Raw genomic sequence first — 20,080 nt, 5'->3', positions numbered from 1 at the left:
TAAATATATTCATATCCATTATTTTAATCTAAAATACAAAATAATTATCAATTATGAGTGTTTACGGACAATCAAATATTTTTTTTAGATTTTATCTAACGTATTATATCAACTACTTTTTTGTAGCTCCCCAAAAATACCAAACCCACCCCACACCCAACGCGGGGAATCCCCTAGCTACTAGCGGGTTGCTGCGTGCTACGCCGATGAAACAACTTATTTAAACGAAAAAATTTAAAACAAACATATATTAAGGAGTTCCAACTACAATAGACCTGCTCCATTTCCAACCGTAATACAAATCCCTAATATCTTGTCGATAGGTACTGCCGTCTGCGGGATCACTAACAATGATATAGCCGTCTGGAGAAATCCCTTGTAACATAATAAAATGCCCTACCTGTGGATTGTTTGTCGGATTCACAAAGGCAATTAATTTCCACCCGCTTGATAAGGTGTTGTATAATTCTTGCGGACTTGCAGCACGCCCTACCGACCAGGCTCTAAAATTATAAGAACGCAACACTAGTATCACTTCGTTAATGGTTGCCGGTCTATTTTGAGGCCAACCAGTGAGTCTTGAGACTATGGCAGCTTGAGATTGGTAATAGTTCGCCTGAGACAAGGAACTCTGAATACAAGAAGACCAGCACCACATACTTTGCTCCTGCCTATTAATTTGCGCCTCTAAAGATGTTGTTGTAAAGAGTAAAAAAAGTGTCAGAATAAAAAGTAGCTTCTTCATAAGTGTATGTTTTAAAGTATCCCACAATATATCCTAATGACACACACAATAACATACCCAATACCAAGGATATCTTGATTCAAACTCCCCAATCCCATTCCCACTGTTAAACTTTTTTTAATTTACTATGCATTGATAGCAAATTTTCAGTGTCTTTGAGTTTCAGAAATACAACAACCTACCCCATTGAAAGAAAAAACTTTAGATTACGTACACTAAGAGTGCCAGGCTCAAATACAGCTATCAAGTTTTTATAAAGCGTTATGATGGGTGCTATAACATCGGTCAAATTATCAAATTCTAAATGATATGTTGTTTCTAATAACTTTTCTTTTGCATTGCATTACATATACGGACTAAAATCATCTTCTTCTGATAGACTATGTAATGTTTTAAAAGCAGTGTTGTTTGTATTAAAATGTTACCAGATAAATAACAATTGGCCTGCGCATTCCAACTCCTATGCTTATATCCTTATCATGGAAATAAAATTTGCCTTGTTCTCTTTTGCTTAAATTTTTAAAGAATGTTTTACGCATAGAAAAAAATGAGTACGTCTTTAGATAGGTTTTTTTACATTTTATAGACAAACTTAAAAATGAAAATTTCCTTCTATCATTAGGAAATCTAGTGAAAAACTCAAGTTGTATTGGTATAGTATAGTTTTTTTATATAACTAGGGCCAAATAGTAGCAATCGTTTTCTTTATTTTTGTTAGAACTCACATTGAATACAACATACCCCTGATTAGCCTTGCGATTATATCCATATCTTTTTCTCTTTTTTATCTTCGGAAATGTTCCACAAATGCTGGCACAGCTAAATGCAACGGTCATTGGGGATGCCCTCGACTTAGGTGATAACTGCTATGTAATCACTCCAGATCTTGAGTTTCAAACGGGAGGAGTATGGTATGATAATCCAATAGATTTCGATTCAGATTTCAGTATTTACTACCAAAATAATTTTGGAAATAAAGATGCCAATGGTGCAGATGGAATGGCCTTGGTTTTTAAAAACAACCCTACTCCAGTTTTGGGCGGTTCTGGAGGCGGATTGGGATATTCGGGAATTTCTAATTCTTTAATTGTAGAATTTGACACATATATTAATTCCGATCTTAGTGATCTCTCTGCAGATCATATTGCAATTTTAAGAGATGGAAATCCAAATCACAACAGCTCGGGAACAAATTTAGCAGGGCCTATTCAGGCAAGTGCTTCAAGTCCAAACATTGAAGATGGAGTCTCTCATGAAGTCAGAATAGAATGGAATGCAAGTACCAATTTACTTAGCGTATTTTTTGATTGTCAATTTCGTTTGAATTTAAATGAGGATGTAAAAAACACTATTTTTTCAGGCGATGATACTGTGTATTTTGGATTTGTTGGGTCAACAGGGGGGCTTACAAATTTACATCAAGTATGTTTTAATCGTATTTCCTTCGTAGATAATCTTCAACTAGACGACGAGACCATTTGTGAAAACGGTTCAGTTCAAGTAGATGCTACTATTCCTAGTGGCGTTACTTATAGCTGGACACCCACAAATGGAGTTAGCAATCCCAATATCCCCAATCCATTACTATCTCCCGCCAATACAACCATCTATACAGTTACTATCGGGGATATTTGTGGAGAAACAGTTTCAGAAGAACTTACTGTTACTGTAGAACCTCTGAATACGGACGAACCCATATTTGACCCTGTTCCTCCAATTTGTGTTGGAGACCCCCTTGATGATCTACCCACCACCTCAAATGATGGTATCATGGGTACGTGGGCTCCCGCCTTGGATAATACCATGACTACAACCTATACATTTACGCCCCTACAAAGTGAATGTAGTATAGGCACCACATTAACCATTGAGGTATTTCCTGGCGACCTCCCAATTTTTGATCCTGTGCCACCTACTTGTCCTGGCTCAGTAATAGCCCCCTTGCCTACTACTTCTAATAACGGTTATACAGGTTCTTGGACTCCAGCAATTAACAACACGGAAACCACAACATATACTTTTACCCCACTGCCTGGACAATGTGCGGCAGAAACTACCTTGGTAATTGAAATTTTACCTCCAGACATTCCAATTTTTGATCCTGTAGCTCCCGTTTGTGTTGGTGGAGACATTTCAGAATTACCTACTATTTCCAATAATGGCATTACGGGAATGTGGTCTCCAGAGATTAATAACACAATGACTACTATGTATACGTTTACGCCAGACAAGGGTCAAGGGTGTGCGGTTGAAACCACTTTAGTAATTGTTATAAGAAAACCAATAACTCCTAGCTTCGATCCAGTAGCATCAGTGTGTATTGAAAACGAAATAGCGCCTTTGCCTGTCATTTCTAATGAAGGCATTGTTGGAACTTGGTCACCTTCACTAAATAATTTGGAAACTACTACGTATACGTTTACTCCTGCCCCAGAGCAATGTGCTAACGCCAACGCCACTATCACAATAGAAATTATACCACTCAACGAGCTTAGCATTGCATTTGAATTTGAAAATGATCCGTTCGATGTATTCCAGAATGTAACTATTACTGTTGCAGGAGGATTGGGACCTTTTGAGTATCAAATCAACAACGGTGCATGGGTAGAAAACAATGTTATAAGTGACATACAGGGATGTCAAGAATTTATAGTACGCGCCCGCGAAATTTTTGGATGTAGCACAATCGCTGAAGCCACGTTTAAAACCTTTCATTATCCGTATTACTTTACGCCCAATGGAGATGGCATTCACGACACCTGGAATATTAAATGCATAAGTGAACAGCAAGATGCGTTTATAATTATTTACAATCGTTTAGGTAAAATGCTTACCACCATTCGTCCAAGTAGTACTGGTTGGGATGGTACCTACAATGGAAATGCATTACCCTCAAGCGATTATTGGTTTAAAGTGCAATATAAAAACCAAGATGGCACTCCAAGAGTGTTTAGGTCGCATTTTACCTTAAAGCGCTAGTCTATATGTACTCAAAATTAAATAGTTGTGTCACTATCACTACTTCATACCGCTTTCAATATTAAAATTTTAAAATATACTATGCATGCATAACATAATTTTACTATCTTTGGAATTCTAATATAAATTTTATTTATATCCATTGAAAGAAAAAACAATAGATTACGTACTTAGAGCTACTTGGATGGCAGTACAAAAAATGTATAATGAAGAAGCGGGTACCAAAGGCAGTACCATGGCAACAGGGTTTGCGCTCATAAGCATCGACCCAGAAGAAGGTACTCCCTCTACAGCACTCGGTCCAAAAATGGGTATGGAGGCTACGTCTTTATCACGTACGCTTAAAAAGATGGAAGAGCAAGGGCTTATCGAACGTCGCCCAAACCCAGAAGACGGTCGCGGAGTCTTGATTCACCTCACCAATTTTGGGGTAGAAATGAGAGAATTCTCTAAAAGTGTGGTCTTTAGATTTGACGAAGCCGTGAAAGAGAATATTTCCGAAGAAGAAATTAAAACATTTAAGAAAGTTGCAGGAACCATGATGGAACTCATTAGCAGCAAGAAAATATATAAAAGAACTGTACAGAGTTAAGGTCACTCAAGACTCAATACTCATGACTCAATACTAACAAATATGTCTAAAAGAAGAATTAACAAAGTAGCCGTAATAGGTTCAGGAATTATGGGAAGCGGTATTGCTTGCCATTTCGCAAATATTGGTGTAGAAGTACTCTTACTCGATATTGTACCGCGTGAACTAACCGACAAAGAAAAAGCAAAGGGCTTAACCCTTGAAGACAAAGCAGTGCGCAACCGCTTGGTAAATGATGCGCTTACTGCTTCTATAAAATCGAAACCCGCTCCTTTATATAACAAGGATTTTGCAAAACGTATCACTACGGGTAACCTAGAAGACGATATTGCCCAAGTAGGCAGCGTAGACTGGATTATTGAAGTGGTTGTGGAGCGTCTAGATATCAAGCAAAAAGTATTTGAAAACCTAGAGAACTATAGAACGCCTGGTACGTTAATTACGTCAAATACTTCGGGAATTCCTATCAACTTCATGAGCGAAGGACGTAGCGAAGATTTCCAAAAGCATTTTTGCGGAACACACTTTTTTAATCCGCCACGCTACTTAAAATTATTTGAAATCATTCCTGGTCCAAAAACGTCGCCAGAGGTGTTAGACTTCTTTAATAGTTACGGAGAGCAGTATTTAGGTAAAACAACTGTTGTTGCAAAAGACACACCAGCCTTTATTGGAAACCGTATTGGAATCTTCTCTATTATGAGTCTTTTCCATGCCGTGAAAGAAATGGGCTTGACCATCGAAGAAGTAGACAAACTTTCGGGACCTGTGATTGGGCGTCCAAAATCGGCTACCTTCCGTACGGTAGATGTCGTAGGACTTGACACCTTGGTGCATGTTGCCAATGGTATTCGCGAAAACTGCCCGAAAGACGAGCGTGCCGAGTTGTTCCAATTACCAGATTTCATCAACACCATGATGGAAAACAAATGGTTGGGAAGCAAAACCGGACAAGGGTTCTATAAAAAGACCAAGAATGCTGAGGGTAAAACTGAAATTTTATCACTCGACTTGGATTCCCTTGACTACAGAGAAAAGAAAAGAGCCAAGTTTGCAACACTTGAGTTGACCAAAACCATCGACAATGTAGCAGATCGTTTTCCTGTATTAGTAAAAGGAAAAGACAAAGCAGGCGAATTCTACCGCAAAACATTGGCTGCTTTATTTGCCTATGTAACCAACCGTATTCCAGAAATTTCAGACGAGTTATACAAAATTGACGATGCCATGAAAGCCGGATTTGGATGGCAGCATGGTCCGTTTCAAATCTGGGATGCTATTGGTGTTGAAGCAGGAGTTGAAATGATGAAAGCAGAAGGCCATGAGCCTGCGGCTTGGGTTGCTGAAATGTTAGCGGCTGGAAGCACTTCCTTTTATACGGTAAAAGAAGGCGCGACCTATTATTATGACATCCCAGCCAAAGCACAGACCAAAGTACCTGGACAGGATGCCTTCATTATTTTAGACAACATTAGAAAATCAAGTGAAGTATTTAAAAACAGCGGTGTTGTTGTAGAAGATTTAGGAGATGGTATCTTAAACTGTGAGTTTAGATCTAAAATGAACAGCATTGGTGGCGACGTACTTGCTGGAATCAACAAAGCAATCGATCTAGCCGAAAAAGATTTCGACGGACTCGTATTAGGAAACCAAGGAGCCAATTTCTCTGTGGGTGCTAATATAGGTATGATCTTCATGATGGCCGTAGAGCAAGAGTATGATGAGCTAAATATGGCTATTAAGTATTTCCAAGATACGGTAATGCGTTTGCGCTACTCTTCTATTCCAACAGTAATGGCGCCTCACGGGATGACCTTAGGTGGTGGATGTGAGCTTACCTTACATGCAGATCGTGTGGTAGCCGCAGCAGAAAGTTATATTGGATTGGTAGAATTTGGTGTAGGAGTCATCCCAGGTGGTGGTGGTTCTAAAGAAATGGCATTGCGTGCTAGTGACATGTTCCAAAAAGGAGATGTAGAATTGAATGTATTGCAAGAGCATTTCCTAACCATAGGTATGGCAAAAGTATCTACCTCTGCACATGAAGCCTATGATTTAGATATTTTACAACCCGGGAAAGACATCGTGGTAGTAAATACATCAAGACAAATTGCAACTGCCAAAGCTGTTGCAAGACAAATGGCAGATATGGGGTATACCAAGCCTGTTGCTAGAAAAGATGTAAAAGTATTAGGAAAGCAAGCCTTGGGAATGTTCTTGGTAGGAACAGACTCAATGAATGCAAGTAACTATATAAGTGAGCACGATCAAAAAATTGCCAACAAACTAGCCTATGTAATGGCAGGTGGTGATTTAAGTGAACCAACCTTAGTAAGTGAGCAATACCTATTAGACCTTGAACGTGAAGCCTTCTTGAGTTTAACAGGAGAACGCAAAACACTAGAACGTTTACAACACATGATCCAGAAAGGGAAACCTTTGCGTAACTAATAAATTTATAAATACGGGATTCCCCCTTTGAAGGGGGCTAGGGGGATGTTACTAGCGTAAAAACAAATCATACTAACACCCCTCTAACTCCCCTCAAGGGGAGAATACAAATTAATATACATAGTAAGATGAAAACAGCATATATAGTAAAAGCATACCGTACGGCAGTAGGAAAAGCCCCTAAAGGAGTGTTCCGTTTTAAAAGAACCGATGAGTTAGCAGCAGAGACCATCAAATTTATGATGGAGAAACTGCCAGAACTCGATCCAAAACGCATTGATGATGTCATTGTAGGAAATGCAATGCCAGAAGGATCACAAGGATTAAACATGGCAAGACTTATCTCTTTAATGGGATTGGATATTGTAGATGTGCCAGGAGTAACTGTAAACCGTTTTTGTTCTAGTGGAATTGAAACCATTGGAATGGCAGTTGCTAAAATACAAGCTGGTATGGGCGATTGCATTATCGCAGGAGGTGCAGAATCAATGAGTAGCGTACCCATGACAGGATTTAAACCAGAACTAAATTACGACGTTGTTCAATCTGGACACGAAGATTACTACTGGGGAATGGGAAATACAGCAGAAGCCGTTGCCAACCAATTCAACGTATCTCGTGAAGATCAAGATGAGTTTGCATACAACTCACACATGAAGGCATTACGTGCACTTGCTGAAGACCGTTTTCAAGATCAAATTGTACCTATTACAGTTGATCAAACATTTATCAATGCCGCTGGTAAAAAAGAAACTAAAAGCTACACCGTACACAAGGATGAAGGACCAAGAAAAGGGACAAGCAAAGAAGCCCTTGCAAAACTTAGAGCTGTATTTGCTCAAGGTGGAAGTGTTACTGCTGGTAACTCTTCACAAATGAGTGACGGAGCTGCCTTTGTGATGGTGATGAGTGAGGACATGGTAAAAGAATTAAACCTTGAGCCTATTGCACGTATGGTAAACTATGCAGCAGCTGGAGTAGAACCTCGTATCATGGGAATTGGACCTGTAAAGGCCATTCCAAAAGCATTAAAGCAAGCAGGCTTGCAACAAGACGACATCAAACTCATTGAGTTAAACGAAGCTTTTGCATCGCAATCACTTGCAGTAATTAGAGAGCTTGACCTAAATCCTGATATCATCAATGTAAACGGAGGCGCTATTGCTTTAGGACACCCACTAGGATGTACAGGAGCAAAACTATCGGTACAATTGTTTGATGAAATGCGCAAACGAGACATGCAAGGACAATACGGAATGGTCACCATGTGCGTAGGAACCGGACAAGGTGCCGCAGGTATTTTTGAGTTTTTGAAATAAAAGAAATTGAAGTGTCTGGTCGAGCGCAGTCGAGACCTCTGTTAACCAGACCATAGTACCATAGTTCTCGACTCCGATGTAACGGACAAATAAAACAGAGTAAGAAACTGAAGTCTCCCTAGAAGGGAAATTAAAAATACTGTCACCCTGAGCTTGTCGAAGGGCGTTCAATTAATGAATGTGCTTCGACAAGCTCAGCATGACAACAACATATTAAATAGAAAAAAATGGCAACAGAAGCAACAAACAAAGACATCCTAAGAGGTGGACAATTTTTAGTAAAAGAAACAGACTGCAACGATATTTTCACACCAGAAGATTTCACAGAAGAGCAGCGCATGATGAAAGAAGCGGTAATGGAGTTTAATGATCGTGAGATTATTGCACACCGTGAGCGTTTTGAAGCAAAAGACTACGCACTCACTGAAGAGGTGATGCGCAAGGCTGGAGAACTTGGTTTCTTAAGTGTTGCCGTACCAGAAAAATTTGGTGGTATGGGAATGGGCTTCGTTTCTACCGTATTAACCTGTGATTATATTTCTAGTGGTACAGGATCATTCTCTACGGCCTTTGGAGCACACACAGGAATTGGTACCATGCCAATTACATTATACGGTACAGAAGAACAACGTAACAAATATGTGCCAAAATTAGCAAGTGGTGAATGGTTTGGAGCCTATTGCTTAACTGAACCAAGTGCAGGTAGTGATGCTAATTCTGGAAAGACTAAAGCTGTTTTAAGTGATGATGGATCTCATTACCTCATCACCGGACAAAAAATGTGGATCTCAAATGCGGGATTCTGTGATATCATGATCGTTTTTGCACGTATTGAAGACGACAAAAACATTACGGGTTTCATCGTAGAAAACGATGCTAGTAATGGAATTACCATGGGTGAAGAAGAACACAAACTAGGAATTAGAGCTTCTTCTACACGCCAAGTATTCTTTAACGATACCAAAGTTCCTGTGGAGAACATGCTTTCTGAAAGAGGAAACGGTTTTAAAATTGCGATGAATGCATTAAACGTTGGACGTATCAAATTAGCTGCGGCTTGTTTAGATTCACAACGCCGTGTAACTACTTTAGCTACAAAATACGCTACAGAACGTAAGCAGTTTAAAACTCCTATTTCAGAATTTGGAGCGATTAAAACCAAAATTGCTGAAATGGCTACCAATGCATTTGTTGGAGAAACGGCAACCTATAGAGCTGCGAAAAACATCGAGGATAGAATTAACATTAGAATTTCAGAAGGAAACACACACCAAGACGCAGAGTTAAAAGGTGTTGAAGAGTACGCTATTGAATGTTCTATTTTAAAGGTGGCTGTTTCTGAAGATATACAGAATTGTGCCGATGAAGGAATCCAAATCTTTGGTGGTATGGGCTTCTCTGAAGACACTCCTATGGAAGCGGCTTGGCGTGATGCGCGTATTGCACGTATCTACGAAGGAACTAACGAGATCAACCGAATGTTATCGGTAGGTATGTTGGTGAAGAAGGCGATGAAAGGACATGTTGACTTATTAGGTCCTGCACAAGCAGTTGCAGGCGAACTTATGGGTATTCCTTCTTTTGATACACCAGATTTTTCTGAAATATTAAGTGAAGAAAAAGCCATGATCGCTAAACTGAAAAAGGTATTCTTGATGGTGGCGGGAGCGGCTGTTCAGAAATTTGGACCAGAATTAGAAGAGCACCAAATGATGTTGCTTGCTGCAAGTGATATCTTAATTGAAATCTACATGGCAGAATCTGCTATTTTACGTGCAGAGAAAAGCACTAAAAATGGTAATGACCATGCCGAGTACCAAGTAGCAATGGCGCAATTGTATCTATACAATGCAGTAGACATTATTGATACCAAAGCAAAAATGAGTATTGTATCGTTTGCTGAAGGTGACGAACAACGCATGATGTTGATGGGACTTAAAAGATTTACAAAGTACCAAAATATGCCAAATATTGTAGGACTTCGTAATATGATTGCAGAGAAGGTTACTAAAGAAAATGAGTATCCTTTTTAATACTAAAGTTGAGTTAAGAAGTTAAAAGCCATTCATGAGAGTGGCTTTTTTTTGTATTCAATAGTCACCTTAAAATAAATGTGCCACACCTACTATATTTTTTTGAAATTTTCTATGCTTTCATAATACTTGCTAAAAGCTTAGACTAAATAGCAACCTATTCCACCCTGTAGACTTTCCGAAGTAGCTAATACATATAGTAAAGTATCTAATTTTGTAAGTTTTGAAATTTCGTTGAGGGAAAGACACCCACTAAAAACAAGCATCTTCATACAATTTGAAAATTATTTAATGACTATAAAAGCAGTAATAATGCCATAAATTCACAAAAAAGTGTTAAAATAGTACTATGTTTTACAAAGTACTGTAACAAAAACGAAAGTTAGTAGTCTACTTAGTATAACCTTTTAAAAAACAATTAGTATGAGAACTTTAGATACCAATTACCTTACAGAGAAGCCAACCAATTCAAAAAGCTATGTTTGGAATAGCAAAAGACGCTACAGATAAGAATCGCTAGCACAACTATCAATATTAATCAACATCAATCAAATAACAATCAATCATGAAAACAGCTCACAGAAATCAATTTGCAAGTAACGCCGCAACCTCAAAATCATTTATTTGGAACCAGAAAAGACGGTTTTCCTAAAAGGAGGTCATTCATCAATCAATAAAACAATCGCCATGAAAAGATATCGAAACATTAAAATAAGAGACTGGGTAGGTACCGAAAGGAAAATAGCAGAATTTTCTAAGGTTGGACATGTACTTCGAAATTATGCTCCTACCCCAGCTCTTGCTAGATAAACAACACTAGACCAACCAAAATTAAAAGCTGAATGTAGTTTCTTACATTCGGCTTTTTTATTTTTTTAAAATCTTAATAGGACTCTGTGTTACACCATCTATAGTGATACTAGCTACGTAAACACCAGATGCTAGCTTAGAAAGATCCATACCTGTTGAATTTGCAGGGTTGCTAAGGGTATGCTCCTGTATTTTTTGTCCGAGTATAGAATACAAAGTAATTCCTTCTATAGCTGAAGTACTAGATGCTGTAAAAAAAACTATATCTGTCACTGGATTTGGAGACACATGTACTTTTGTTACTGTGACATCTGGAACTGATAATGTGGAAGGAATATGCAATCGAATCCCAACAGGACGATGGTCAGAAACATTTGTGTCATAGGCATCCCAGCCTCCAGGAAGATAATTTTCAATTTTGATGGTTTCTGTAACTGCATCGGGCATATTGCTTAGCTCAAAAAGTTCATCTGTAATAAGAATATGATCTAAATGTGACGGCCAATTTGGAAAGGACCAATTAGAAGCACTTCCGGTTGCAATGTCCATATCTGCAAATCGATAATTTTCTGGATCGTCTAAAAAAGGAGAAAACACATTATGTATAGGCGTATCGATAAGCACATCATTTAAATCACCAAGGACCATCACTGCTTTGTTAGACAGGTTTGTGTCGATATACTCCTTTATAAGTAAGTTGGCATTAAATCTTCGGGTTTCTTCATCCCATGCATCTGTAGGATCCAACAATCCATTTCCGCAGCATTTATAATGATTGTTGATAATGACAAATTCTTGATTAGCATAGCTCACTTCAATCACCATAGGAAATCTAGGAAAATTATTCCATTCTGGAGCTTGTGTAAATAATTCATAAGCACTGTTAAGTGTCACCACATCTTGTTTGTATAAATACGCAAGACCAGCGCGATCTAAAGACGCATCATATACCGTATATTCATCTAAAAAAAGATCCAAAGTATCTAATACATCATATTCCTGAACCTCTTGAATCGCAATAATATCGGCATCTAAAGCTTCAATAATTTCTAAGACATATTGTAACGTAGCAGGTTCATTTTTTGGGAAATTCTCAATATTCCAGGTAACCACTTCGAAAGTTTGGTCGGAACCAAAATCTAAGTCATCGAGTGTTTGTGCATTGAGTGTGAGCGATAATAAGAATAAAAGACCTAGTAATTTTTTCATAGCAATACAAAAATAAATATTACCAAGCTTTATACTTAGAATAAAGAATTCTTTAACAGTTCTAGTTTTTAGTAAACACCAAAATGTCGATAGAACCATCTCCTCCACTCACATCGCGCAAACTTATTTCTGTAGCAGAAGCAGTTACAACATCCCAATCATCATTTAAATCTAAAAAATCTTCATTAGAAGGTGCTGGAAAATTAATGGTGAAGTCAAGATCATTACTATTAGAACTTGTTACATCAACTGATACTGACCAAGTACCGGTTTCTGCAAAAAGATCGTTTGCGGCTTCAAGCACTCCATTAGCTCTAAATGTAAACGTTTGCCCTTGAAAATCTGAAGTTTCATCTTGACCAGAATCATTAAAATTACTAATGCGCCAAGTACCTTCAGTAGCATTATTTTGAATGGCCGTGATAGTAACAGCATTAGTGGCCACAGCATCGTCATCATTAGAGCAACTTAATAACACTGTCATACATAAAAAAGCAAGAAAAAAAAGAGAGGGTTTCATAATAATATATAAAAAAGGTTGTTATATGAAAAACGAAATAACTCCCATTTTTAGTATAAAAAAACCTAACATACAGCTATTTATCAATCTTTAAAACCATTTCCATTTCAATGGTTTTCTTTTTATTCTGAAATGTAACTGACTCAAAATCTCTTGCCCTCACCCGTGCTATTTCTTCTTCGGAAATATCAAAGGTAATTTCACTTACAAATCGGTTTAGTTCATTCGAAAACTCAGATTCAATTTCTTTGCTATCTGAAATCAAGGTAAAATCTCCATTCGTGCTCTTAAAAACCAAATGAGCCCCGCTAAAACCTTTTATATTTTTATTGGCAACAAACAAGGTTTCCATAAATAAATAACCTTGCATTTCTTGGAAAGCCACAAAGAGTTGTCCATCTTTTGATTGCGCAATTTTGTCCCCATCTACAGGTTCTATAAATACTTCATTGTCATCTACTGAACTTAGTTTTTCCATGGCTTTTACACTGCCAAGTGATGCAAATAATTTATTGATTCCTTTAAACATGATTCATTTTTTGTTGTATCGTACAAAAGAACAAAATAAAAACGGCACAATCTTCGTAACTTGCTTCACAAATTCAAGCTCATGAACTATTTTATTTCTTTTTTTCTTATAACGACTAGCACACTCTTTGGACAAATAGATCTAGATGTTTTTATAATGGACTTTACCGTTTTGGGAGAACAAATGACTGTTACTAATGTGCAAAACATTTCGAACAATTCGGGATATGATAGTCAGCCCTCTTTTATAAGCGATATAAAACTAGTTTATGCAGGTACCGAAAATGGGCAAACAGAAATACAAGTGTACGATATAGAAACCCAATCAAAACTACGATTAAACACACCTACAACTGGAGGTGAGTATTCGCCTCAAAAATTCCCTGTATCTAATAAAATAGCAGCAGTTCGCCTAGATACTACTGGCCTACAACGCTTGTATGAATACGAATACAAAACACCCTCATCAAAAACACCCGAACTATTATTACCCGAGACCGAAGTAGCCTATTTTGCCTTTCATGACAACGATAGGATTATTGCTTCTGTGCTTGGAGGAAATCAATTAAATCTTGTGGTTGCAGACCTTAAGACAAAAGAAGTAATACCCTACATAGAAAATTCTGGTAGATCTATCCATAAGGTTCCTGAGCGAAATTCTGTGAGTTATACGCTTATCAATGAAGATAAAAACACTGAAATCTACCTGTTAGATATCGATGAAGACGGCGAAAGCTTTTTTGTTTGTCAATTACCTGTTGGCGTGCAGGATCATTGTTGGATATCGAGTTCTCAATTACTATTAGGCAGTGGTTCGAAGCTATACCTCTACGATATGTTTGGCGCGCAAGAATGGAAAATGGTAGCTGACTTATCAGCCAATAATATTTCAGAAATAAACAGAATTACAATAAGCCCAGATGGTAAGAAAATAGCACTAGTTGGAAATGTTCTTGAATAAATATGTATTCAAATGTGTCCAATAGATACAATTTGTTCTGAACACAAGTCATTATATTACATAAATAATATTGACTTATGATAAAAAAATCTTTCTATGTACACTGCTAGTAATGACGTTTCATGAAGTTGTGGCACAATCGAATAAAAAAACGAATACTCTTGCCCAAAAAAATAAGGTTATTGTAAATGCAGATATAGCATCCTTACAAAGTGTATTTCATAAAAAAGCTAGTATACACCTATTCCAAGAAAAAAAACTAGCCAAAGGAATTGAAGAGATTGAAGGGTACTTTGAGAAACAATTCTCTGAAAATAATATTCAGGAAATACAAGTTCTAGACCAAATGTCTTTTAGAGGTGTTTTAATACAAAAAGAACGAATCAAAATAGATGCGATAGAAAAAGAGAGAATCGTTTTTTATAAATTTAAAAAGGGCAAAATTAAGACCATGAGAATCCTAGAAGCTAGCGATGAAATGATCAGAAATGCAGCAGTTATTATTAATACTCAAATTTCAAAATATAACAGAAGAAACCTAGAAGAATTTGTAAAAACGTATGCAGAAGATGTAAAAGAATACCATTTTCCAAATAAATTACATGTAGAGGGACATGATGGCCTAAGAAGGTTTTACTCAGATTTATTTAAAATTAATTCATTTTTAAATTGTCAAATTACCAAGCGAATAGTAATGGGTTCTATAGTAATTGATCTCGAATCTATTTCTGCTAGTGCATTTAAGACCGAAGCAGTAGCGATCTATGAAGTAAAAGATGCACTCATACAAAAAGTTACCTTTATCCTTTAACTAAAAATCTCGGTACTAAAAAAATTACAAACCTCGTCCCTTTCTGTAGTTTCCTGGCGTAACCCCCATAAATTTAACAAATGCCTTATTAAACGTTACATGGTTATTAAAACCACATTCAAAAGCAACAGCCAAAATTTTTAAATGATCTTTTGAGGGGTCCTTTAAAATTTCAGTTGCATATGTTATTCGCTTTTCATTGATAAAATTTGAAAATGAACTTTCAAATTCTTCTGAGAATACCTGAGAAACATGATGCGATCGTTCCTCTATTTCTTCACTAAAGGCAGCCAGTTTTAAATCACTATCTATAAAATACTCTTGAAACGATTTTGAAGCAAGTATTTTTTTAGAAATACGCATGCGATCTTCTTTCTTTAGCGTGCTTCCAAAGTATTTTTGTTGAAATCCTTGTAATACATCAGGAAACCGATACAATACAAATCCGGCCAAAAGAATAAGGGTCGCTGCTAAAAAATAATAGATTGAAAATTGCCTATAGCTATCTGCAAAGGCAGTAAGGTATAATTGCAATAAGGCAGTTGTTAGATAGATAATGGCAATTCCTGAAAGGTACATTCCTTGCTTTTTATCTCGATACAAACGCCCGTTTATTAACACATACACCATAGCAACACCATATACAATAACATGTGTTGTACGTATGTAATTTAAAGGCATCATATAGGACATGAAATTCTCGTTTGAATACCCGATACGATCCATACCATTCATTAGATACAAAGGGCTCAGGAAAAATATTATAAAAAGTAAAAAAGGGATTGTATGCAAACTATCTTTCCATTTAAAAACACGATTCCCATTTTTAACATAGTTAAAATGCAACCACAAAGCTGGACCAAATAATAAACAAATTGGATATACCCACAAATGATAGGTAGGAAAAAGGAACAATACATCTGTGGTAGTATATAAGTAGTCTAAAAGCTCCAAGACAAAGAATAAAATAAACAACGAAAGGGTAACATTAGAAGGGGAACGTTTTTTAAAAAATAAGCCCCCAGCAATAAACGCCCCTAAAAAGCAATACAAAAAAATAAAGTAACGTAAATATTCCATAAAGTCTATTAAAACTGAGATACAAGAGCGTATTTAAAAATGTGAAATTAGATATAATACCACATAAAACACTTAAATATAATAATACTTACGCTATTATAAACACATCTTCAGCTATCCCTTCTAACAAAATTCTACTTTTAAAAGAAAATCATGAAAACACCTATCGTCCTAGTATTAATTTGCCTGTTTATTAGTTGCACTAATGATGATGACAGACCAGATGTACTCACCGTAACACCTCCACAAGAAAATACAAATCCCTTCCAAAACGGAGACAATGGTTGCGCTAGTGCTTCCTATACCGATTGGATAAATTCCCCCTATGTATTGCCATATCCAGTTGGAACACGTTATCAAGTGCGACTAAGCCATTGCACAAGTTCATATCACAGCCCTGGACAACCAGATCAATTTGCCATAGATTTTAAAATGCCTATTGGCACAGTGATAACAGCCTCGAGAGAAGGGACTGTGGTACATGTTGTTGAAAGTGGCTTCGATGGTGATTTTCCAAACAATGTAGTGGTTGTAAAACATGAAGATGATACCACATTCGCACAGTACATGCATCTTACCAATAATGGCGCAACTGTAGCTGTTGGAGATATGGTACAAAAAGGCGACACTATTGGGTACAGTGGTGCCACTGGATTGGCAGGATATCCTCATCTACATTTTGTAATCACACAAAGCACATGGCCTTATCCGTATACATCAATACCTTATAATTTTAAAAATACCAGAGCAAACCCCACAAGTTTAGAATCTGGAGAGCACTATACTGCAGAACCCTATTAGTACGTATAAATTTTACAAGCCTAATTCTTTTCATTATTTTTAAAGCAAAGAATTATGTTATATGAAATATCTAAACCTTATTCTGCTTTTGTTGATAGGCACCATTACTAATGCACAAACAGATGCAAAAATTTACGACATCATTAATGCTGTCTCAGCAGATAGAATAAAAGAAGACATCACTACCCTAGCCAACTTTGGCACCAGAAATACTTTTAGTGATACCTTGAGCAACACCCGAGGTATTGGAGCTGCACGTCGTTGGATAAAAGCCGAGTTTGATGCCATTTCAAAAAACTGCAATAATTGTCTCGATGTATTTTATCAAAAAGATCTTGTGCTCGCCGAAGGAAACAGAAGAGTTCCTGTAGATACTTGGGTGGTTAATGTGGTAGCAATTCAAAAAAGCAAGCAAAAATCGAATCGATACATTATTATGAGTGGAGATATCGACTCCAGAAATAGTGACGGAAGTGATTTCACCAAAGATGCTCCAGGAGCCAATGATAATGCAAGTGGTATGGCAGGTGCCATAGAAGCTGCAAGAGTACTTTCTGCCTATAGCTTTGATGCTAATATTGTGTATCTAGGTTTAAGCGGCGAAGAACAAGGACTTTTTGGCGGTGCTGGGTTTGCAGCCTATGCCAAAGAATACAACTGGGATATCATTGGAGTGCTGAATAATGATATGATCGGAAATATTAAAGGAGTCGATGGTGTGATAAGTAACGTAGACTTTAGAATCTTCTCTGAGCCTGTCCCTCCTACTGAAACTGAAAGACAAAGAACACTAAGACGTTTTTATGGTGGTGAAGTAGATGGTATCTCTAGACAACTTGCGCGCTATGTGCACAAAACTACCAAGACATACATGCCAGAAATGAACCCAATGATGATTTACAGATTAGATCGTTTTGGACGTGGCGGTCATCACAGACCCTTTAACGACTTAGGTTATGCGGGTATTCGTATCATGGAAGCGCACGAAAACTACACCCAACAACACCAAGACATTCGTACCGAAAATGGTATAGAGTATGGAGACAAATTAAAGTTTGTCAATTTTGAATATGCTAAAAAATTAACTGCAGTAAATGCTATCAATATGGCAAGTTTGGCTTGGGCTCCAGCCCCACCTACAGAAGTTGCCATTGGCGGAATTGTAGAACCCAGTGCAAAATTTAAATGGAAAAAGAGCAAAGATGCTGTAGGCTATAAAATTTACTGGAGAGATACCACCTCCCCAATCTGGGACCACAGTCGTTTTGTGGGTGATGTAGATGAATTTTTACTAGAAGGTATTGTCATCGATAATTACTTTTTTGGAGTTGCAGCAGTTGGCAAGGATGGTCATGAAAGTGTGGTGGTTTTTCCGAGTGCTACATTCAGGTGAAAATGAAGTGAAAAAATCTCAAATTACAAATCACAAAAAGTGAAATACTCAAGTTTTTATGAATGAAAACAAATCATATGATTTAGAATTTTTAAACAAATCATCCGTGCAATTTCCCTTCGGGATTTGTAATTTGCGATTATTATAAAAAAACTATGATTAAACAGCTATTAACCTCACTTTTACTACTCACAATTTCTATTACCGGTGCGCAAGAAAAGTTTACCAAAGCAGATGAATTAAAAGGTGAAATCACCGAAGAACGCGCTTGGTGGGACTTACAACATTACAAGATAGAAGTGGAAGTACTTCCCGAAAAAAAAGCCCTCAAAGGAACCAATACCATTACCTATAAAGTTTCAGAAACAAAAAAAGTCATGCAAATTGACTTACAAGAACCCATGGAAATCGATAAGGTGACTCAAAATGGGAAAAAACTAAAAGTAAAAAGAAAAGGAAACGCTCACTTTATTAAATTAAAACAAAAACAAAAACCTGGAGAAGAAAACACGATTGTGATTGAATTTTCTGGAAAACCTACTGAGGCAAAAAATGCTCCCTGGGATGGCGGACTCGTATGGACCAAAGACAACAACGGAAAACATTTTATTGCAAGCGCAAATCAAAGTATAGGCGCAAGCGTTTGGTGGCCTGTTAAAGATCATCCTGCAGACGAACCAGATCAAGGAGTTGATCTTCTCGTTACCACACCCAAAGATTTAATTGCTGTTGGAAATGGAAGATTACAAAAAGAAATCGATAACAAAAAAACCAAAACTTGGCACTGGCAAGTGACCAACCCAATTAATAGTTATGGGGTGAATATCAATGTAGGAGACTACGTCAATTTCTCTGAAACCTACGAAGGTCTTAACGGAAACCTCGACATGAGCTACTGGGTCTTGCGTGATAATCTAGAGAAAGCAAAAGAACAGTTTACCCAAGCTCCCATGATGATGCGTGCCTTTGAGTATTGGTTTGGGCCCTACCCTTTTTACGAAGACAGTTTCAAATTAGTAGAAGTTCCATATCTAGGCATGGAACACCAAAGCAGTGTTACCTACGGAAACAAATTTGAAAACGGTTATTTAGGAAGAGACCTCTCTGGTTCTGGCTGGGGACTGCGTTTCGATTTTATTATCATCCATGAAGCAGGTCACGAATGGTTTGCCAACAACATTACCAATAAAGATGTAGCAGACATGTGGATTCATGAAGGGTTTACAGCTTATTCAGAATGTCTTTATCTCAATTATCATTACAGCGATGCTGCTGCTAGTGAGTATGTTATTGGCACTAGAAGACTCATAAAAAATGACAAACCTTTGATTGGTATCTACAACAAAGACAACACTGGTAGTGGCGACATGTACTACAAAGGCGCCAATATTTTACATACACTACGACAGCTTATTGAGGATGATACCAAATGGAGAAACATTTTAAGAGGGCTTAACAAAGACTTCTACCACCAAACTGTGACAAGCAAACAGGTGGAAGAATATATTTCTGAAAAAAGTGGTATTGATCTTACCCAATTTTGGGATCAGTATTTACGCACCACGCAAATACCTAAACTAGAATACAAATACAGCCTTAATCAACTTAAGTACAGATACGTAGACATTATTGAAGGGTTCGACATGCCGGTTCAAGTAGAGATTAATGGAAAAAACAAATGGATTCAGCCCAATGCAGAATGGCAAACCTTTGAAAACATAGGCGATATTAAGGATTGTTACATTAAACAAGATTTTTTAATCAAGTCGCAATTAATGGAGTAGCCATCAAACTACTCTTTTAATTTCTTCGGAAATTTTAAATAACTATTACAATCTAGTAGCAATA

At 37.2% G+C, this 20,080-nt stretch carries 16 protein-coding genes; 11 read left to right on the top strand and 5 right to left on the bottom strand.

Annotated features, from left to right (window positions below):
• Window positions 1–250: 250 nt before the first annotated feature.
• Entirely contained in the window at window positions 251–745 is a 495-nt protein-coding gene (locus ACY2RS_RS12045) for a papain-like cysteine protease family protein (RefSeq protein WP_490098909.1), read from the bottom strand.
• A 753-nt stretch (window positions 746–1,498) separates the two neighbouring features.
• Here ACY2RS_RS12045 and ACY2RS_RS12040 point away from each other — a divergent pair.
• The 6 genes from ACY2RS_RS12040 to ACY2RS_RS12015 all read left to right on the top strand — a co-directional run bounded on the left by ACY2RS_RS12040 (window position 1,499) and on the right by ACY2RS_RS12015 (window position 10,929).
• Complete coding sequence (locus tag ACY2RS_RS12040; protein WP_490098908.1) at window positions 1,499–3,724, top strand: lectin-like domain-containing protein; 2,226 nt, start codon at window positions 1,499–1,501, stop codon at window positions 3,722–3,724.
• 142 nt (window positions 3,725–3,866) lie between these two features.
• Entirely contained in the window at window positions 3,867–4,316 is a 450-nt protein-coding gene (locus ACY2RS_RS12035) for a MarR family winged helix-turn-helix transcriptional regulator (RefSeq protein WP_490098907.1), read from the top strand.
• 42 nt (window positions 4,317–4,358) lie between these two features.
• Window positions 4,359–6,767, top strand: a complete 2,409-nt coding sequence (locus ACY2RS_RS12030) for a 3-hydroxyacyl-CoA dehydrogenase/enoyl-CoA hydratase family protein (protein ID WP_490098906.1) — start codon at window positions 4,359–4,361, stop codon at window positions 6,765–6,767.
• A gap of 128 nt (window positions 6,768–6,895) precedes the next feature.
• Window positions 6,896–8,086, top strand: coding sequence for an acetyl-CoA C-acyltransferase (locus ACY2RS_RS12025; RefSeq protein ID WP_490098905.1), 1,191 nt, complete (start codon window positions 6,896–6,898; stop codon window positions 8,084–8,086).
• Between the two features lie 227 nt (window positions 8,087–8,313).
• The gene (locus ACY2RS_RS12020) at window positions 8,314–10,119 is read left to right on the top strand and encodes an acyl-CoA dehydrogenase FadE (protein WP_490098904.1); all 1,806 of its coding nucleotides are present in this window, start codon (window positions 8,314–8,316) and stop codon (window positions 10,117–10,119) included.
• Window positions 10,120–10,806: 687 nt separating this feature from the next.
• Window positions 10,807–10,929, top strand: coding sequence for a hypothetical protein (locus ACY2RS_RS12015; protein WP_490098903.1), 123 nt, complete (start codon window positions 10,807–10,809; stop codon window positions 10,927–10,929).
• A 57-nt stretch (window positions 10,930–10,986) separates the two neighbouring features.
• Here the strand turns inward: ACY2RS_RS12015 and ACY2RS_RS12010 are convergent, their stop codons facing one another.
• From ACY2RS_RS12010 to ACY2RS_RS12000, 3 genes are all read right to left on the bottom strand, one after another.
• A complete protein-coding gene (locus tag ACY2RS_RS12010) occupies window positions 10,987–12,138 on the bottom strand; it encodes an endonuclease/exonuclease/phosphatase family protein (RefSeq protein ID WP_490098902.1) in 1,152 nt (383 codons plus the stop codon).
• Between the two features lie 61 nt (window positions 12,139–12,199).
• Window positions 12,200–12,622, bottom strand: a complete 423-nt coding sequence (locus ACY2RS_RS12005) for a hypothetical protein (RefSeq protein WP_490098901.1) — start codon at window positions 12,620–12,622, stop codon at window positions 12,200–12,202.
• A gap of 112 nt (window positions 12,623–12,734) precedes the next feature.
• Window positions 12,735–13,187: a hypothetical protein gene (locus tag ACY2RS_RS12000; RefSeq protein WP_490098900.1), complete on the bottom strand. Its 453-nt coding sequence runs from the start codon at window positions 13,185–13,187 to the stop codon at window positions 12,735–12,737.
• 81 nt (window positions 13,188–13,268) lie between these two features.
• Here ACY2RS_RS12000 and ACY2RS_RS11995 point away from each other — a divergent pair, with 81 nt between their 5' ends.
• Both ACY2RS_RS11995 and ACY2RS_RS11990 read left to right on the top strand, forming a co-directional pair.
• Entirely contained in the window at window positions 13,269–14,147 is an 879-nt protein-coding gene (locus tag ACY2RS_RS11995) for a TolB family protein (RefSeq protein WP_490098899.1), read from the top strand.
• Between the two features lie 112 nt (window positions 14,148–14,259).
• Window positions 14,260–14,958 (top strand): nuclear transport factor 2 family protein, encoded by a 699-nt coding sequence (locus ACY2RS_RS11990; protein WP_490098898.1) that lies wholly within the window; start codon window positions 14,260–14,262, stop codon window positions 14,956–14,958.
• A 24-nt stretch (window positions 14,959–14,982) separates the two neighbouring features.
• On the opposite strand, the gene ACY2RS_RS11985 is transcribed toward ACY2RS_RS11990, so the two are convergent.
• On the bottom strand, window positions 14,983–16,038 hold the full coding sequence (locus ACY2RS_RS11985) for a helix-turn-helix domain-containing protein (protein ID WP_490098897.1): 1,056 nt from the start codon (window positions 16,036–16,038) through the stop codon (window positions 14,983–14,985).
• A gap of 153 nt (window positions 16,039–16,191) precedes the next feature.
• On the opposite strand from ACY2RS_RS11985, the gene ACY2RS_RS11980 reads away from it, so the two are divergent.
• The 3 genes from ACY2RS_RS11980 to ACY2RS_RS11970 all read left to right on the top strand — a co-directional run bounded on the left by ACY2RS_RS11980 (window position 16,192) and on the right by ACY2RS_RS11970 (window position 20,016).
• Window positions 16,192–16,839: a M23 family metallopeptidase gene (locus tag ACY2RS_RS11980; protein ID WP_490098896.1), complete on the top strand. Its 648-nt coding sequence runs from the start codon at window positions 16,192–16,194 to the stop codon at window positions 16,837–16,839.
• A gap of 61 nt (window positions 16,840–16,900) precedes the next feature.
• Entirely contained in the window at window positions 16,901–18,232 is a 1,332-nt protein-coding gene (locus tag ACY2RS_RS11975) for a M28 family peptidase (RefSeq protein ID WP_490098895.1), read from the top strand.
• Between the two features lie 155 nt (window positions 18,233–18,387).
• Window positions 18,388–20,016, top strand: coding sequence for a M1 family metallopeptidase (locus ACY2RS_RS11970; RefSeq protein ID WP_490098894.1), 1,629 nt, complete (start codon window positions 18,388–18,390; stop codon window positions 20,014–20,016).
• The last annotated feature ends 64 nt before the right edge of the window (window positions 20,017–20,080 follow it).

Source organism: Patiriisocius sp. 208BN25-11 (assembly GCF_058147145.1).
The sequence above is the reverse complement of the archived record's forward strand: the minus strand, read 5'-3'. Positions and strand labels throughout refer to the sequence as shown.

Excerpts from the sequence above, each read along its gene's own strand:
- ACY2RS_RS12045 (WP_490098909.1), bottom strand. The coding sequence starts at position 745 with ATGAAGAAGCTACTTTTTATTCTGACACTTTTTTTACTCTTTACAACA.
- ACY2RS_RS12030 (WP_490098906.1), top strand. The coding sequence starts at position 4,359 with ATGTCTAAAAGAAGAATTAACAAAGTAGCCGTAATAGGTTCAGGAATT.
- ACY2RS_RS12025 (WP_490098905.1), top strand. The coding sequence starts at position 6,896 with ATGAAAACAGCATATATAGTAAAAGCATACCGTACGGCAGTAGGAAAA.
- ACY2RS_RS12020 (WP_490098904.1), top strand. The coding sequence starts at position 8,314 with ATGGCAACAGAAGCAACAAACAAAGACATCCTAAGAGGTGGACAATTT.
- ACY2RS_RS12015 (WP_490098903.1), top strand. The coding sequence starts at position 10,807 with ATGAAAAGATATCGAAACATTAAAATAAGAGACTGGGTAGGTACCGAA.
- ACY2RS_RS12010 (WP_490098902.1), bottom strand. The coding sequence starts at position 12,138 with ATGAAAAAATTACTAGGTCTTTTATTCTTATTATCGCTCACACTCAAT.
- ACY2RS_RS12005 (WP_490098901.1), bottom strand. The coding sequence starts at position 12,622 with ATGACAGTGTTATTAAGTTGCTCTAATGATGACGATGCTGTGGCCACT.
- ACY2RS_RS12000 (WP_490098900.1), bottom strand. The coding sequence starts at position 13,187 with ATGTTTAAAGGAATCAATAAATTATTTGCATCACTTGGCAGTGTAAAA.
- ACY2RS_RS11995 (WP_490098899.1), top strand. The coding sequence starts at position 13,269 with ATGAACTATTTTATTTCTTTTTTTCTTATAACGACTAGCACACTCTTT.
- ACY2RS_RS11990 (WP_490098898.1), top strand. The coding sequence starts at position 14,260 with ATGACGTTTCATGAAGTTGTGGCACAATCGAATAAAAAAACGAATACT.
- ACY2RS_RS11985 (WP_490098897.1), bottom strand. The coding sequence starts at position 16,038 with ATGGAATATTTACGTTACTTTATTTTTTTGTATTGCTTTTTAGGGGCG.
- ACY2RS_RS11980 (WP_490098896.1), top strand. The coding sequence starts at position 16,192 with ATGAAAACACCTATCGTCCTAGTATTAATTTGCCTGTTTATTAGTTGC.
- ACY2RS_RS11975 (WP_490098895.1), top strand. The coding sequence starts at position 16,901 with ATGAAATATCTAAACCTTATTCTGCTTTTGTTGATAGGCACCATTACT.
- ACY2RS_RS11970 (WP_490098894.1), top strand. The coding sequence starts at position 18,388 with ATGATTAAACAGCTATTAACCTCACTTTTACTACTCACAATTTCTATT.